This window comes from Streptomyces sp. BBFR51, from assembly GCF_044591655.1.
Lineage (GTDB): Bacteria > Actinomycetota > Actinomycetes > Streptomycetales > Streptomycetaceae > Streptomyces.
In genome coordinates this window covers 8,313,071-8,327,470 of sequence record NZ_CP172448.1, presented here as the reverse complement: position 1 = coordinate 8,327,470, position 14,400 = coordinate 8,313,071, and the positions used below count along the sequence as shown (strand labels likewise).

General features: G+C 72.5%; 15 protein-coding genes and 1 pseudogene. 5 read left to right on the top strand and 11 right to left on the bottom strand.

Annotated features, from left to right (window positions below):
• Positions 1-23 precede the first annotated feature (23 nt).
• Genes aztD through aztB form a run of 4 tightly spaced genes read right to left on the bottom strand, consistent with a single transcriptional unit; the run spans position 24 to position 4,323 of the window.
• Positions 24-1,226 (bottom strand): zinc metallochaperone AztD, encoded by a 1,203-nt coding sequence (gene aztD, locus ACGH7X_RS37815; protein WP_399894688.1) that lies wholly within the window; start codon positions 1,224-1,226, stop codon positions 24-26.
• On the bottom strand, positions 1,223-2,218 hold the full coding sequence (gene aztC / locus ACGH7X_RS37810) for a zinc ABC transporter substrate-binding protein AztC (RefSeq protein ID WP_399894685.1): 996 nt from the start codon (positions 2,216-2,218) through the stop codon (positions 1,223-1,225). The genes aztD and aztC overlap by 4 nt, the downstream gene beginning before the upstream one ends.
• On the bottom strand, positions 2,215-3,456 hold the full coding sequence (locus tag ACGH7X_RS37805; RefSeq protein WP_399894682.1) for a hypothetical protein: 1,242 nt from the start codon (positions 3,454-3,456) through the stop codon (positions 2,215-2,217). The genes aztC and ACGH7X_RS37805 overlap by 4 nt, the downstream gene beginning before the upstream one ends.
• A 15-nt stretch (positions 3,457-3,471) precedes the next feature.
• A complete protein-coding gene (gene aztB / locus ACGH7X_RS37800; RefSeq protein WP_399894679.1) occupies positions 3,472-4,323 on the bottom strand; it encodes a zinc ABC transporter permease AztB in 852 nt (283 codons plus the stop codon).
• A gap of 14 nt (positions 4,324-4,337) precedes the next feature.
• Between aztB and aztA the strand changes: the two genes are divergently transcribed.
• The 3 genes from aztA to ACGH7X_RS37785 are packed head-to-tail and all read left to right on the top strand — an operon-like array spanning position 4,338 to position 5,805.
• A complete protein-coding gene (aztA, locus tag ACGH7X_RS37795; protein WP_399894676.1) occupies positions 4,338-5,096 on the top strand; it encodes a zinc ABC transporter ATP-binding protein AztA in 759 nt (252 codons plus the stop codon).
• Positions 5,097-5,128: 32 nt separating this feature from the next.
• On the top strand, positions 5,129-5,422 hold the full coding sequence (locus tag ACGH7X_RS37790; protein WP_399894673.1) for an ArsR/SmtB family transcription factor: 294 nt from the start codon (positions 5,129-5,131) through the stop codon (positions 5,420-5,422).
• On the top strand, positions 5,419-5,805 hold the full coding sequence (locus tag ACGH7X_RS37785) for a VOC family protein (protein WP_399897628.1): 387 nt from the start codon (positions 5,419-5,421) through the stop codon (positions 5,803-5,805). The genes ACGH7X_RS37790 and ACGH7X_RS37785 overlap by 4 nt, the downstream gene beginning before the upstream one ends.
• 18 nt (positions 5,806-5,823) lie before the next feature.
• On the opposite strand, the gene ACGH7X_RS37780 is transcribed toward ACGH7X_RS37785, so the two are convergent.
• On the bottom strand, positions 5,824-6,222 hold the full coding sequence (locus ACGH7X_RS37780) for a MerR family transcriptional regulator (RefSeq protein WP_399897625.1): 399 nt from the start codon (positions 6,220-6,222) through the stop codon (positions 5,824-5,826).
• Positions 6,223-6,503: 281 nt separating this feature from the next.
• Here ACGH7X_RS37780 and ACGH7X_RS37775 point away from each other — a divergent pair, with 281 nt between their 5' ends.
• On the top strand, positions 6,504-8,009 hold the full coding sequence (locus ACGH7X_RS37775; RefSeq protein ID WP_399894670.1) for a SulP family inorganic anion transporter: 1,506 nt from the start codon (positions 6,504-6,506) through the stop codon (positions 8,007-8,009).
• 15 nt (positions 8,010-8,024) lie between these two features.
• Here ACGH7X_RS37775 and ACGH7X_RS37770 read toward each other — a convergent pair whose 3' ends face one another.
• Together ACGH7X_RS37770 and ACGH7X_RS37765 are read right to left on the bottom strand one after the other, a co-directional pair.
• Positions 8,025-9,098 (bottom strand): ferritin-like protein, encoded by a 1,074-nt coding sequence (locus ACGH7X_RS37770; RefSeq protein ID WP_399897622.1) that lies wholly within the window; start codon positions 9,096-9,098, stop codon positions 8,025-8,027.
• A 240-nt stretch (positions 9,099-9,338) separates the two neighbouring features.
• Positions 9,339-9,512, bottom strand: a pseudogene (locus tag ACGH7X_RS37765) (phosphatase); the annotation flags it as partial.
• 185 nt (positions 9,513-9,697) lie between these two features.
• Here ACGH7X_RS37765 and ACGH7X_RS37760 point away from each other — a divergent pair.
• On the top strand, positions 9,698-10,195 hold the full coding sequence (locus ACGH7X_RS37760) for a MarR family winged helix-turn-helix transcriptional regulator (protein WP_399894667.1): 498 nt from the start codon (positions 9,698-9,700) through the stop codon (positions 10,193-10,195).
• Positions 10,196-10,203: 8 nt separating this feature from the next.
• On the opposite strand, the gene ACGH7X_RS37755 is transcribed toward ACGH7X_RS37760, so the two are convergent.
• From ACGH7X_RS37755 to ACGH7X_RS37740, 4 genes are all read right to left on the bottom strand, one after another.
• Complete coding sequence (locus tag ACGH7X_RS37755) at positions 10,204-10,959, bottom strand: SDR family NAD(P)-dependent oxidoreductase (RefSeq protein ID WP_399894666.1); 756 nt, start codon at positions 10,957-10,959, stop codon at positions 10,204-10,206.
• A gap of 67 nt (positions 10,960-11,026) precedes the next feature.
• On the bottom strand, positions 11,027-12,619 hold the full coding sequence (locus tag ACGH7X_RS37750; RefSeq protein WP_399894664.1) for an ABC transporter ATP-binding protein: 1,593 nt from the start codon (positions 12,617-12,619) through the stop codon (positions 11,027-11,029).
• Complete coding sequence (locus ACGH7X_RS37745; protein ID WP_399894663.1) at positions 12,616-13,455, bottom strand: ABC transporter permease; 840 nt, start codon at positions 13,453-13,455, stop codon at positions 12,616-12,618. The genes ACGH7X_RS37750 and ACGH7X_RS37745 overlap by 4 nt, the downstream gene beginning before the upstream one ends.
• Complete coding sequence (locus ACGH7X_RS37740; protein ID WP_399894660.1) at positions 13,452-14,399, bottom strand: ABC transporter permease; 948 nt, start codon at positions 14,397-14,399, stop codon at positions 13,452-13,454. Before ACGH7X_RS37740 ends, ACGH7X_RS37745 begins: the two co-directional genes overlap by 4 nt.
• Between the last annotated feature and the right edge of the window lies 1 nt (position 14,400).

Below are 14,400 nucleotides of genomic sequence, written 5' to 3'. Positions count from 1 at the left end.
CCGGAGCCGGGTGGACGCGCCGGTCAGTGGCCCGCGACCGTGCCCGACAGTTCGTTGGTTGCCTTCGGCAGCGTCACCGAGGTGAGCTTCTTGCCGGATTCCAGGTCGATGGCGTGCACGGCCTTCCTGCTCGGTTCGCTGACGTAGGCGGTGTGGTCGCGGACGAAGAGGGTGGGCCGGGTCTGCTGCCAGTCCAGCGGCTCCTGCCACTCGCCCACGGCGGGGATCTTCTTCTCGACCTTGCCGGTGTCCGGATCGATGACGTGGAGGGCACCGTCCGTGCCCAGAACGAGCGCCTCGCCGTGCGGGCCACGGGCGAGGGAGCGGGACGAGTAGCTGGTGCCCAGCTCGACCAGGCGCAGCTTCGCCGTCCCTGTGTCGATCAGGGACACGCGGGTCGGCCGTTCCAGCTCGGCGTCCGGGTCGGTCTTGTAGTCGCCCAGGAGCACGGCGGACTCCTCACTGCCCGCCTGGTTGCCGGTGCGGCCGTATGCGTCGGGGGCGTCGGCCTTGGTGAACTTCCCGTCCTGGTAGATCAGGACGCCGTCCTCGCAGCCCACGGCGACCGCCTCGCCCTTGGCGGCGGCCTCGCCGTGCACGCCGGGGCAGTCCTCGTTGCGTGCGACCTCCTTGTCGTCCTTGTCCAGGACCACGGCGCCGGTCCTCTTCTCCTCGTCTCCCAGGGTGGTGAGGAGGCGGCCGTCGCTCAGTTCGATGGCGACGCCGTGATGGGCCTCGGCGGTGGTGTAGGTGCGTCCCTGCGGCTTCTTCCCGTCGCTCAGGTCGTCGGGCTCGAAGACGTTGACCTCGCCGGTGCCGTCGGTGAAGAGCACCGTCTTCCCTGCGTGGCGCACGACATGGCCGGGCTTCGCGCCCTTGTACTCGATGTCGGTGAGCGTCTGGGCGGTGGCGTTCAGGAGGCGGAAGCCGCTGTCGGTGGAGACGACGACGTGGTCCTCGTCCCCCGCGGGGTTGACACGGTTGAAGCCGGGCAGGTCGACGGTCTCGGTGAGTTCGAGGCTCTCCCCGTCGAGGATGTACAGCCCGCCGTCGAAGGTGGCGACCAGTGGGTCCTCGACCTGGGCCGCGGGCCTGGCGCGGGCGGTGTCGCCGGCCTTGGCGTCGGTGGCGGGGGTGTCCTCCCCTCCGCAGGCGGTCAGGACCGTGGCCACCGCGAGGGCGAGTGCGGTTCCCGTGAGGGTCCTGGTGCGTATCGACTTGTTCAACGGTGTGTTCCTTTCGGGCTGCCGGCGGTCAGTCCGTCGGTCATGGCGGTGGTGTTGGCGCGCATCATCTGCAGGTAGGTGGCGGCGCCGCCGTTCTCGGCGGTCAGCGACTCGGAGTACAGCTCGACGACCTGCACCCGGCCGCCGAGTTCGCCGCGCAGGACCTCGGCCAGCCTCTTGGGCCGGGAGGAGTCCGCGAACACGGTCCTGACCCCGGCCTTCTCCATGGCCCGGGTGAGCGAGCGCAGGTCGGAGGAGCTGGGGGAAGCCAGCGTCGTGCCGCTGGGGATCACGGCGCCGATGACGCGGAATCCGAACCGGTCGGCGAGGTAGCCGAAGACGTGGTGGTTGGTGACCAGGTTGCGCCGGTTGTCGGGGACGCGGTCGAAGGACTTCTCCATGAAGGTGGTGAGGTCGGCCAGTTGCCTGTCGTAGCGGGTGGCGTTGGCACGGATCGTGCCGTCGTCCACGCCCTTCACGTGTGCGGTGACGCGGTCGGCGATGAGGCCGACGGCCTTGCGCACGCGGTCGGGGTCGGTCCAGAAGTGCGGGTCGGGCTGTCCCGCCTCCTCGTCGGGGCCGCCGTCGTCGCCGGTGTGGAAGGTGAGCGGGTCGACCGCCCTGCCGACCTCGAAGGTGGCCACGCCGGCCTCCCGGGCGGCGTCCACGTGGCGCAGCACGTTCTCCTCCAGGCCCAGGCCGTTGAAGACCACGAGGTCCGCGCGCTCCAGTTGGGCGGCCTGCGCGGCCGAGAGGCCGAAGGAGTGCGGGTCCGCGTTCGGCTTCATGAGGACCGTGACGTCCGCCTGGTCGCCGACGACCCGACGGGTGATGTCGCCCAGGATGTTGGTGGTCACCACGATGCCGGGCCGGTCCTGCGTACCGGCACAGGCGGTGGCGGTGGCGACGGTGGCCAGGGCGAGCAGCCCCATCAGCAGGCTGCGCAGCCGTGCGACCCGTACGCGTGCCCGTGTGCGCCTCGCCCCGCTCATCGGCCGGTCTCCGCCATGAGGCCCGGTTCGATGGCGAGGTCGAAGGAGCGCGCGACGCGCAGGTTGTCGTTGTAGTCGATCTCGTACACGCGTTTGCCGTTGGGGTCGTTGACGTAGGCGCGGCTGCGGTCCACCTCGACGACCGGTCCGCCGCCGTCGGTGGCGCTCTTGTCGGGTGCGGTCAGCAGGGGCTTGGTCCGGGACCGGTGTTCGCCGGCGGCGATGTCGTAGCCGTGCAGCGCTCCGTCGGTCTCCAGGACGAGCAGCGGGGAGCCCTCCCCCGCGGTGTTGGCCGCCAGGACCGGCCCCGTCTCCACGCGTGTCCAGGTCCGGTCGGTCACGTCCAGTACCCACACGGCCCGCTCACCGGCGGGTGCCGTCAGGGTGTCGCTGCCGGCCCGGTGCCGAAAGGCCGTTGCCCGTTCCTTCTCCGGCACGTCCTGTCCGTACGGGATGGTCTCGGCCGTGAACGCCCCGTCCTCGGCGCGGACGAGCAGGGCCCCGTCGGCGCACCCGAGGACGACTCCGCGACGGGTGACGGCATCGCCCCGCGGCCGCTCGCACGTCGCGTCCGGCGAGGCGACGCGCCTGCCTTCACGGTCGTACACCGTGACCTTGGCAAAGTCGTCGTCCCCGGTGAGCGCGACCAGGTGTTCCTCGTACGGGACGACGGCGCCGGTGTGCGCCCCGCCGAGCGTCCGGACGGACTTGACCTCGCCCTTCTCCAGTGCCGTCCGGTCGTACAGCGCGGTCCGGCCGTCCGTGCCGGTCACCGCGGTCACGGTGGCGTCGCTGCGGACCTCGGCGCCCGGGCCGGCCGGGATGTGGCCGACGTCGCGTATCGCCGCGCGGTAGTAGTGCACGTGGTCGCCGTGGTCCACCATCCAGGCACCGCCGTCGACGACATGCGTGTCCTGGGCGGTGTGGAAGTAGCCGAAGCGGCCGTCCGTGCTCAGCCGGGCCGCGCCCGACACCGACGCGGTCCGGTGCACCTTGCCGGTGACGAGGTCGAGCACCCGGCCCGCTCCGGTGCCGGGGTCGCCGAGGAGCAGCCGGGTCTGTTCCTCGGCCGCTTCCCGCGCTCCTTCGACGTACCCGTGGGGGGTGGCGGACGACTCGGTCGCCGCCGGGCCGGACCCGGTGTCCGCCTGCCCGGTACAGGCCGTGGCGAGCAGCGTGGTGAGGACAAGTGCGGCCGAGGCCCAGGGAGTTGCGTTTGTACGGACGGTGGGGACCATCGCCTCTGACTTTCTTCAGTCGACTGTCGGGACGGGAGCGGCCGGGCGCGCACGGAGGTGCCGGAGGCCGGACGCCGCGTGGGAGAGGAAGAACAGGGCCACCGCGACGGCCGAGACGGTCGCACCGGCGGCGGTGCTCAGGTGCCAGGACAGGAGCAGCCCGCCGAACGTGGCGGTGACGCCGAGGAGTGCCGCGAGCACCATGACGCCGCGGACGGTGCGCGCCCAGGGCAGGGCGGCCGCCGGCGGCGCGATGAGCAGGCCGAGGACGAGCAGCGTGCCGACGATGTGGAACGAGGCCACGATCGCGAGGCCCAGCAGGACGAGCAGCACCGCGTGCGCCAGACGCGGGCGCAGGCCGAGGGTGTGGGCCTTGCGCGGGTCGAACGCGAGGGCGAGGAAGGCCCGGTGGCCGAGTGCGGCGACGAGCAGGGCCACCAGCAGCGCCACGCCCAGCAGGAGCAGGTCCTGCTCGCGGACGGCGAGGACGTCACCGAAGAGGAATCCGGTCAGGTCCACGGCGAAGGACTGCGAACGCGACACGATGATCACGCCGATGGAGAGCATGCCGACGAAGAGCAGTCCGATGCCGGTGTCCTGGGAGAGCCTCGCGGTGCGCCCGAGCACGGTGACGCCGGCCGCCATGACGGCCGCGCTGGCCACTGCTCCGACCAGCAGGTTTCCGCCGAGCAGTGCGGCCAGCGCGACCCCTGGCAGCAGCCCGTGGGACATGGCGTCGCCGAGGAAGGCCATCCCCCTGAGCACGACCCAGGTGCCGGCCAGTGCGCAGATCGCGGACACCAGGATGCCGCCCCACAGGGCGCGTTGCACAAAGGTCACTTCGAACGGGGCCGTCAACCAATCCATGCGAGGACACTACAATGAAAATCATGTTCAATAAATCCCGCCCCTCGCCCCTCCCTACGCCGCAGCGGGCGGCACATGTCCGTTTCACCGGACTGTGCGCCGGCTATCCAGGGCGTACGGTGCTCCATCAACTCACCGCCGAGATACCGGCGTTGGCCGTGACCGCCCTCGTCGGACCGAACGGCAGCGGCAAGTCGACACTGCTCGGCGTACTGGCCGGTGTGATCCGCCCGACATCGGGAGAACTCCGCCGGGACGGCGAACGGCCACCGGCCTTCGTGCCGCAGCGCGGCGCCGTCGCGGACACCCTCCCCCTGACCGTCCGGCAGACCGTGGAGATGGGGCGCTGGGGCGAGCGCGGGCCGTGGCGCGGACTGAGCCGCCGGGACCGGCTGATCGTGGACTCGGCGCTCGACCGGCTCGGCATCGGGGGTCTCGCCCCGCGCCAGCTCGGGGAGCTGTCGGGCGGGCAGCGGCAGCGCGCCCTCATCGCCCAGGGGCTCGCCCAGCGGTCCGACCTGCTCCTCCTGGACGAACCGACCACGGGACTCGACCCGGAAGCCAGGGAGCGCATCACCGCACTCCTGACCGAACTGGTGGCCGACGGCGTGACGGTGGTCCAGGCCACGCACGACCTGGAGGCCGCACGCTCGGCCGAGGCCTGCCTCCTGCTCCGCGAGGGGATGTTGGCGGGACACGGGCGTCCCGACCGAGTGCTGACCACGTCGGCACTGGCCGAGGTCTGGGCAGCGACCGGGCACTCCGCCGCTTGATAGGCAAGTGAACGCTTGCCTATGGTGTGGTCATGACGGAGGATGTCTTCAAGGCACTCGCCGACCCCACCCGTCGGCGCATTCTCGACGAGCTGGCGGAGCGCGGCGGCCAGAGCCTGTTCGAGATATGCACCCGGCTGGCGACCAAGCACGGTCTGGGGCTGTCCCGGCAGGCGATCAGTCAGCATCTGGCCGTGCTGGAATCCGCGGGTCTGGTCGTGTCACGACGCCAGGGCCGCTACAAGTTCCACGACCTCGACACCGACCCCCTCGAGCGCATCCTGACCCGATGGCTCAGCCCCGACTCACCGGAGAACACCTCATGAAGATCCACCTCACCAGCGTCTTCGTCGACGACCAGGCGCACGCCCTGCGCTTCTACACCGAGACGCTGGGTTTCGTGAAGAAGCACGACGTCCCGGTGGGTACGGACCGGTGGCTGACCGTGGTCTCGCCCGAGGCTCCGGACGGGACCGAGCTGCTGCTCGAGCCCTCGGGCCATCCCGCGGTGGGGCCGTACCGGACGGCGCTGGCGCACGACGGCATCCCGGCCGCCTCCTTCGCCGTGGACGACGTGCGGTCGGAGTTCGACCGGCTGCGCGGACTCGGGGTGCGCTTCACCCAGGAGCCGCTGGAGATGGGCGCGATCACCACGGCGGTCCTGGACGACACCTGCGGCAACCTGATCCAGATCATGCAGGGCGGATAGGGCGCCCGGCCGCACGGCTCATCCCTGGGGGGCGCTCGCGCCCGTGAGGCGGTCGGCCAGCGTCGCGGCGAACTCCTCCGCCCGCGCCAGTTGGGTCCGCAGGTCGGCGACCCGCTGCCGGGCGGCCCGCTCGAAGGCGCGTACCCGCTCGAGGAGCTCCTCGCGTTCACCGGCCGACAGCCGCGCGTCATCGCCGTCCAGGCGGTCGGTGGCCGCCAGGAGGTCGCGCATCTCGTCGAGGGTGAAGCCGAGCGGTTTCATACGACGGACGACCATGAGGCGGGCGACGTCGGTCTCCGTGTAGAGACGGAAGCCGCCCTGGGAGCGGGCGGAGGGGACGACCAGGCCGGTCTCCTCGTAGTGCCGGATCGTGCGCAGTGACAACTCGGTCCTCGACGCCACCTCGCCGATCTGCATGTGCCCGTCGCTCACCCGCGTGCCTTCCTCGTCGTCCGCCCTGCCGCCGCAGCGGCTTCGATCTCTACCGTAACGTTAGGGTAGAGTTGCCCGGGTGCCGGGCCGCCGTGCCGTTCGGCACTCCACATGATGCGGGAGACCCGACCCGTGATGCCCTGCCGGGGCCGAGGAAGCCCCCGGTGCCGCTCGGGCCCCGCACCGGTCGGGTCCGGTCCCGTCCTCGCATTCTTCCGCACGTCCCTCGCTGCCGGGCGTGCCCGACCATGACAGGTACCGCCCTCTTGTCTGTTCCTGCGCTCTCCCCCGTCGCGCGGCTGCGCGGCCTCAGGCCCGACTGGATCTCCGACCCGAAGGTGTGGCGCACCGAGGTCCTCGCCGGACTCGTCGTCGCCCTCGCCCTGGTCCCCGAGGCGATCTCGTTCTCGATCATCGCCGGGGTGGACCCGGAGGTCGGCCTGTTCGCCGCCTTCACCATGGCCGTCACCATCTCGGTCGTGGGCGGTCGCCGCGCCATGATCTCCGCCGCGACCGGCGCCGTCGCGCTGGTGATCGCCCCGTTGAACCGCGAGCACGGCCTGGGCCACCTCGTCGCGGCGGTCATCCTCGCCGGCGTCTTCCAGGTCGTTCTCGGCGCGCTCGGCGTGGCGAAGCTGATGCGGTTCGTACCGCGCTCGGTGATGGTCGGCTTCGTCAACGCCCTCGCCATCCTCATCTTCATGGCGCAGGTGCCCGAGATGACCGACGTGCCCTGGCCCGTCTACCCGCTCGTCGGGGGCGGGCTCGTGCTGATGGTGCTCTTCCCCAGGATCACCAAGGTGGTCCCGGCGCCGCTGGTCTCGATCGTCGTCCTGACCGTCATCACCCTCGCGGCCGGCATCGCGGTGCCCACCGTCGGCGACAAGGGGGAGCTGCCCCACGCGCTGCCGGTGCCGGGCCTGCCCGACGTGCCGTTCACCCTCGACACGCTGACGACCGTCGCCCCGTACGCGCTCGCCATGGCCCTGGTCGGGCTCATGGAGTCACTGATGACCGCGAAGCTGGTGGACGACATCACCGACACCCGCTCCGACAAGACTCGTGAGTCGATCGGTCAGGGCATCGCCAACATCGTCACCGGCTTCTTCGGCGGCATGGGCGGCTGCGCCATGATCGGCCAGACGATGATCAACGTGAAGGTGTCCGGAGCGCGTACCCGCCTGTCCACGTTCCTGGCGGGCTCGTTCCTGATGGTGCTGTGCATCGTCTTCGGGCCGATCGTGTCCGACATCCCGATGGCGGCCCTGGTCGCGGTGATGGTGATGGTGTCCTTCGCGACGTTCGACTGGCACTCCGTCGCCCCGAGGACCCTGAGGCGGATGCCCGCCGGCGAGATCCTCGTCATGGCGGTCACCGTCGCCGTCGTGGTCGCCACCGAGAACCTCGCCATCGGCGTCGTGGTCGGCTCCGTCACCGCGATGGTGATCTTCGCCAGGCGGGTGGCGCACCTGGCCGACGTCACGTCGGTCACCGACCCGGACGGCGGCCAAGTCGTCTACTCCGTGACCGGCGAGTTGTTCTTCGCCTCCAGCAATGACCTGGTCACCCGGTTCGACTACGCCGGTGATCCCGACAGTGTCGTCATCGACCTGTCCGCCACCCACATCTGGGACGCCTCGTCCGTCGCCGCCCTGGACGCGATCGAGTCCAAGTACGCGCAGCGCGGCAAGCGGGTCGAGATCGTCGGACTCAACGAGCACAGCGCCCTCCTGCGCGCACGGCTCGGCGGCGACCTCGCCGGCCACCACTGACCGTCCCGCCGGGCGTCACGTGCGCGGCGGGCGGAACTGGGGGCCGTAGTTGCCGGGGGCGCCCGGGATGGTGGTTTCCATCAGCTCCAGTGCGGGGCTCTCCAGCCCGCGCATCGTCCGTACCGCCGAGCCCAGCGTGCGCGCGTCGCCGTCGGCCCAGGCCGCCTCGAGGGTGCTCAGCACCTTGGCGTAGGCGGAGTCGAACCGGTCGAGGAGGTCTTTGACGCGCTGCGGCGGGTCGGGCCATCCGCCGGCCGGGACACGGGCCATGGGGCGCGCCTCGGGGAAGGGCACGGGAGCGCCGGTGAACTCCCAGCCGTCGTCCTCCTGGCGCAGCTGCCGCCCGTGGTAGATCTCACCGAAGGCGTAGTAGTGGGCCGGGTAGTCGTCTTGGAAGGCGTCCTCGGGGGAACTGGTGGTGCCCTCGCCCTGCTCCTTGATGACCTCGATCGCGCGCTCGACGCCGTCGAGGTCGGCCACGGGTTCCAGGACGTCGGAACCGATGCGCTCGGACAACTGCCCGCGGGCCGAGAGTTCGGGTGCCGTGGACCTGAAGGCGGCCAGCAGGTCGTCGTAGAAGTGGCCGATGCTGGGCGAGTTGTTCACGCTGCGGGCGAGGGGGGCCTCGGGTGCCTCGATCGCCATCATCACGTCGTGCACGAAGGGCCTGGTGAGACCCGAGAGGTAGACGTTCACTCCGTCGCGCACCCCGCCGGGCAGGGGGCCGGGGTAGGCGAGGGCCGCGTCCGTGATCCGCGGCCGGCCGCCCACGGCCACCAGCAGGTTGCAGACCACTCCCATGTGGTACATCTCGTCGCCGATGATGCGCCGGATCAGGCGTGCGGCGTGGCTCCCGCGGTCCTCGACGGACCACCATCCGCACAGGTAGGGCGGGATCGTGGCGAGTTCGAGCGCTACGGCGACCTGGAGTGCCTCCCTCAGCCAGTCGACGCCCCGGCCGCTCTCGGGGACGGCGAGCAGCCGCGCCACCGAACGGCGGCCGGACGGGGCGCTCTTCGGCGACTCGGCCGCCCGGACGGGGCCGGCGGCCGAGACGGGCGCGGCGGCCGTCAGAACGGCCGACGCCACGAAGGTCCTTCGCCCGAACGGGGCGCCCGTCCCCGATGAGTCCTCGCGCACACCAGTCACCCGTGCTCCCTCTGCGAACGGCATACGTCTCCGACCGAGACGTCCGATTTCTCCGACGGCTGGCGAAACTAGCAGCGGCACGGTCGTTCTCCGGCGTGCGGCACCGGGTACGGCGCCGAGTACGGCATCCTCTACCCGGTCGGCCCTACGGACGCCGGTCGCGGTCGGCGCCGGAGCGCTCCGGATCGCCGACAGCGGCAGGCCGTGGGTCCCGGCGTCGGCCGCCCGGCACAGCGCGATGCCCGCGGCGCAGTGCACCCCCTCGGTCAGGTCAGCACCATCGGTGACATTGGCGGCGCGCTTTCCTGTCGCGACCCGGGCCGGCACCGGCGTCGTGGACACGACGCGCGGCCGCGGTGGGCTCCATCGGCGTGTCGTGCCCGTCGCGTCGGCCGTCGCGACGTCGGTGTCGTCGTGGCTCGCGGATGAGTCGATCACGGTATGCGGGGTGGCGGTCGGCAGGCCTCGCACACCGGCGGCATGTGTACCATGCACGCGGCACGAGCGGGCAACGGCGGCGGGACAGGACCGGGACGGACATGAGCGATCAAGAGCGCCGGCTGAGTGATCTCGAACGGGAACTCACCCTGCTGACCCGGCACTTCGTCGCCTCGCGGGGCCCCCGCATCGGCCAGAGCCTGGAGCGCTCGGCCTATGTGCTGCTGACCCGGCTGGAGACCGGGGAGCCACTCACGCTCAAGGAGTTGGCGCACACCTTCCAGGTGGACGTCTCCACCATCAACCGCCAGGTCAGCGCCATGCTCCGCAACGGCCTGGTGGAGCGCATCCCCGACCCCGAGGGCGGGATGGCGCGCAAGTTCCGGCCCACCCCACTCGGCCTGGAACGCCTGGAGGCGGACCGGGCCATCAGCCGCGCCGGGACCGCACGGCTCGTCGAGGCGTCCGGCTGGGCGGGCGAGCAGACCCAGCGGTTCCTCGATCTGCTGATCGAACTCAACCAGGGCATCGAGCACCTGGAGGGACTCGCGTGGTCCCGCGAGGGCGGCGGCGCTCAGCCCTCCTCCCCCGGCGACTGAGGTACGGCTCAGCGGAGTTTGATCGCGCCGCCGTCGGCCATGACCGTCTGGCCGGTCATGTACTGGGCGTCGTCGCTCGCGAGGAAGGCGACGACCGGGGCGACGTCGCGGTCCGGGTCGCCGAAGCGGCCCAGCGGCACCTTCGCGGCGGACTGCGCGTACTGCTCGGGCCGGGCCTCGGCCCACTGGGCCACGCCCGCCGTCAGGGCCATCGGGCAGACCACGTTGACGCGGATGTTCAGCGGCGCCCACTCGTTGGCCACGACCCGGCTCAGGCCGCGGATGGCCTCCTTCGCCGCCGCGTAGGACGCCTGGTTGGGCTGGCCGTCGAGCCCGGCACCGGAACCGAAGTTGACGACCGACGCGTTGCCGGACTTCCTGAGTTCGGGCAGGGCGGCGAGCATGAAGTTGCGCGTGGCGTACAGACCGGTGTTCATGGCGAGGTCCCAGTCCCCGTCCGTCTGCTCCTCGAACGGCTTCTGCCGCGACACACTCGCATTGTTCACCAGTACGTCGAGTGCGCCGAAGTGCTCGACGGCCGTCGCGACGGCGAGGTCGGCCACGGCCCGGTCGGACACGTCGCCGCACCGGAAGACGACCGATGCGCCCAGTTCACGGGCGAGGGCCTCCCCGGCCTCCTGCCGCAGGTCGACGACGACGACCCGGGCACCGCGTGCGACGAACAGTCGGGTGATGGCCCCGCCGATGCCGGAGGCACCGCCGGTGACGATGGCGGACTTGCCCCGCAGGCCCGGTGAACTCATGGCTGCTTCCCCTGCTCCGTGTATCGCATGTGCACTATGCACTCGATATGCACAGTACATATTGACGTCAGGGTGTGCAAAGGGAGGACACCTCACAGCGCCGCGCACAGCGGCCCTCCTCGAGCAGTACGGCCTCCTCGGCCAGCGCCCGCACCGCGGGCAGGTCGTGGCTGACGAACAGCAGGGCGGTGCCGGCCGGGGCGAGCAGGCGGGGCAGCGCGTCGAGGACCCGCTGCCGGGAGACGGTGTCGAGGGCCGACGTCACCTCGTCGCACACCAGCAGCGCGGGGCGTGCCGTCAGCGCCCGCACCAGCGCACAGCGCTGGAGCTGGCCGCCGGAGAGCCGGTCGGGGGTCCGGCGCAGCAGCCCCTCGTCGAGCCCCAGCTCCTCGGCCGCCTCCGTCGCCCCGGCCCTCGCCTCCGCCTTCGGCAGGCCGCGCAGCAGCCGCGCCGTGTCCGCGAGTTGGTCCAGGACCGGGCGGTGCGCCTCGAAGGACCCGGCGCTGCTCTGGTGCACGTACTGGACGACGCGGCGTTCGGCGGTCGAGCGCCGGTCCAGGCGGCGCGGCAGCGGGCGCCCGGCGAACCGTACCTCCCCCTGGGTCGGCGTGGTCAGGCCGGCCAGCACCCGGGCGAAGGTCGTCTTGCCCGCACCGGAGGGTCCGAGCAGCGCGGTCCTGCTGCCGGGTGCGAACGCCATCGACACCGGCCCGGTGAGCAGGTCGCCGGTGCGACGGCGTACGGCGACTTCCGAGGCGGTGACCTCGCCGAGGGCGTCCGGAGCCGGGGCGGGCACTGCCCCGGCGGCCCCCGGGACCGGCCCGGTGGGGCGTTCGGCGGCGAGCAGGTCCCGGGTGGCCCGATGCCGGGCGGCGGCCGGTCCGGTACGGGGGCTCGGGCCGCCGGTGCCGGGGCCGGGGCCGCCGTTGCCGAGGACGTCCGCGGTCCGCCCGTGGTCCACGCGGCGGCCGTGCTCGAGTACGACGACCCGGTCGGCGGTCTCCCGCACCAACGCCAGGTCGTGGCTGAGGAGCAGCACGCCGGCGCCGTCGTCGGCCAGGGCGCGCACCGTGTGCCCCAGCGCCCGGGTCAGGGCCGGGTCCAGGCCGCTCGTCGGCTCGTCCAGCACCAGCAGCCGCGCCCCGGTGACCAGGGCGGAGGCGAGTGCCAGGCGCTGCTGCTGGCCGCCGGAGAGCTGGTGCGCAAAGCGTCGGCGGACCGTCTCCCAGTCCAGACCGGCCGAGGTCAGCGCGCGGCGCCCGGCGGCCCTGCGTTCGGTCCGGCCCGGGTGCCCCAGGGCGGCCAGTTCGGTCAGGGTTCCGCCGGCCCGGCGGACGGGGTCGAGCACGGTCTCGGGGTGCTGGGGCAGATGCGCGGCCACTCCGGCGCGGGCCGCGGGGCGCCGGCCGGGAGGCAGGAGCAGCAGGTCGGTGCCCGCGAGGAGGACGCGTCCGGTCAGTCGCACACGGTCCGCGGCGGCGCCGAGGACGGCCAGGCCGAGTGTCGTCTTGCCGCTGCCCGACGCGCCGACGACGGCGGTGACCAGGCCCGCCTCGACGGTCAGCGCGACCCGGTCCAGCAAGGGACGCGCCGCCCCGTCGGCATGCGCGCAGACCTCCGCGACGTCGAGCAGCGGCACGTGGGCGCCGGGAGCGGTCACCGGTCTCTCCTGTGGTGGGCGAGGGCGTGGTCCACGAGAAGGTTGCCGCCGACGCACAGTGCCGTCAGCAGACCGGCGGGCACCAGCACGGCGGCGGGCTGGGTGAACAGGGCGTCGCTGTTGCGCTCGATGAGCACCGCCCAGTCCGGGGAGGACGCGGGCAGGCCGAGACCGAGGAAGTTGGCGGAGGCCAGCAGGTACAGCACGACGGAGAACCGGCCGCCCGCGTCGGTCGCCAGGGGTGCCGCCAACTCCCGTGCCAGGTGGCGGAAGTGGATGTAGGCCCAGCCGCGCCCCTGCATGCGCAGCGCCTCGACGACCGTCCGGGAGCCCGGGGACAGGGCGGCCGAGCGCACCAGGCGGGCGACGGCCGGGACTTGCAGCACTCCGGCGACCGTCACCAGCCAGTACCAGTCACGGTGTCCCGTCGCGGCCAGGGTCATCAGCACCAGCAGTCCCGGGAAGGCGAGCAGCAGGTCCAGTGCGCGCATCACCGTCTCGTCGAGGCGGCGTCCCGGGCCGGCCGCCAGCAGTCCCAGCGGCACCCCGGCGGCCAGGCCGACCAGCAGTGCGCCGAGGGCACTTGCCAGTACCGAGGCTCCTCCGTGCAGGACGAGCCAGAGCACGTCGCGGCCGATGACGTCCGTGCCGAGGGGGTGCCCGGCGCCCGGCGGCCGTGACGGCAGCGCGCCCCGCGTCGAGGGCGCGTCCCCGGCCACCAGCGGGCCCAGACAGGCGGCGAGGACCGGCACGCCCAGCAGCGCCAGAGCGGTCCACGGGCGGCCGCGGGCCGGGGCGGCGGCACGTGCGACGGCGTCCTTCGTCCACGGGGTCACGCGGTCACCTCCCGGCGCGGCGCCAGCCGGTGGGCGACCAGGTCACCGGCGAGGTTCACCGCGACGGCGGTGCCGGCGAACAACAGCGCGTACGTCTGCACCTGGGGCAGGTCCCGGTTCTGCACCGCCTCGACGAAGCCGGTGCCGAGGCCGCGGAAGCCGAACACCGCCTCCACCAGCACGGCCCCACCCAGCAGCCCCTCCACACATCGCGCGAACTGCTGGGCGGCCGGGCCGAGGGCGCCCGGCAGCACATGACGGAGCACCACCGTCCGCTCCCGCACGCCCAGCAGCCGCAGGTGGCGGGCGACGGGACCGTGCCGCTGGGCCGCCACCCCGGCGCGGATCTGCCGGGCCAGGTCGCACAGGTGACGGCCCGTCAGGACGGTGACGGGCAGCACGAGTACGGCTGGCTGTGCGAGCAGCGTGGCCGTGTCCATGCCGACGGCGGTGGCGGGCAGCAGTCCGGCCCACAGCGACACCGAGGCGACCAGCAGCAGGCCGAGCACGAACTCCGGGACGGCGTGCAGCACCACGGCCGCCGTGTTGAGCATCCGGTCCACCCGGCTGCCCTCCCTGAGCCCCGACACCGTGCCGAGCAGCGGCGCCAGCACGGTGACCAGCAGCAGCGCCGGCAGGCCCAGCAGCAGCGTCACTCCGGCCCGGCGGCCGATGTCGTCGCCCACCGGCAGCCCGGTCGTCAGGGAGGTGCCGAGGTCGCCGGTGACCAGGTGGCCGAGCCAGTGGCCGAAGCGCGTCCAGGCCGGCTCGTCCAGGCCCAGCCGGGTACGGAGCGCGGCCACCTGTTCGGGGGTGCCCAGTTCGCCCCGGAGCACGTCGGCGGTGTCGCCCGGCAGCAGGGAGCCCACGGCGAACACGGCGACCAGGACCACGAGACACTGGAGGACGGCGAACAGGGAGCGGCGCAGGACGTAGGCGCGCACG

Bases quoted from the DNA above. Each gene is read 5' to 3' on its own strand.
- ACGH7X_RS37805 (WP_399894682.1), bottom strand. From the start codon at position 3,456: ATGGTCCCCACCGTCCGTACAAACGCAACTCCCTGGGCCTCGGCCGCA.
- aztA (WP_399894676.1), top strand. From the start codon at position 4,338: ATGAAAATCATGTTCAATAAATCCCGCCCCTCGCCCCTCCCTACGCCG.
- ACGH7X_RS37780 (WP_399897625.1), bottom strand. From the start codon at position 6,222: ATGCAGATCGGCGAGGTGGCGTCGAGGACCGAGTTGTCACTGCGCACG.
- ACGH7X_RS37755 (WP_399894666.1), bottom strand. From the start codon at position 10,959: ATGAGTTCACCGGGCCTGCGGGGCAAGTCCGCCATCGTCACCGGCGGT.
- ACGH7X_RS37790 (WP_399894673.1), top strand. From the start codon at position 5,129: ATGACGGAGGATGTCTTCAAGGCACTCGCCGACCCCACCCGTCGGCGC.
- aztC (WP_399894685.1), bottom strand. From the start codon at position 2,218: ATGAGCGGGGCGAGGCGCACACGGGCACGCGTACGGGTCGCACGGCTG.
- aztB (WP_399894679.1), bottom strand. From the start codon at position 4,323: ATGGATTGGTTGACGGCCCCGTTCGAAGTGACCTTTGTGCAACGCGCC.
- ACGH7X_RS37760 (WP_399894667.1), top strand. From the start codon at position 9,698: ATGAGCGATCAAGAGCGCCGGCTGAGTGATCTCGAACGGGAACTCACC.
- ACGH7X_RS37785 (WP_399897628.1), top strand. From the start codon at position 5,419: ATGAAGATCCACCTCACCAGCGTCTTCGTCGACGACCAGGCGCACGCC.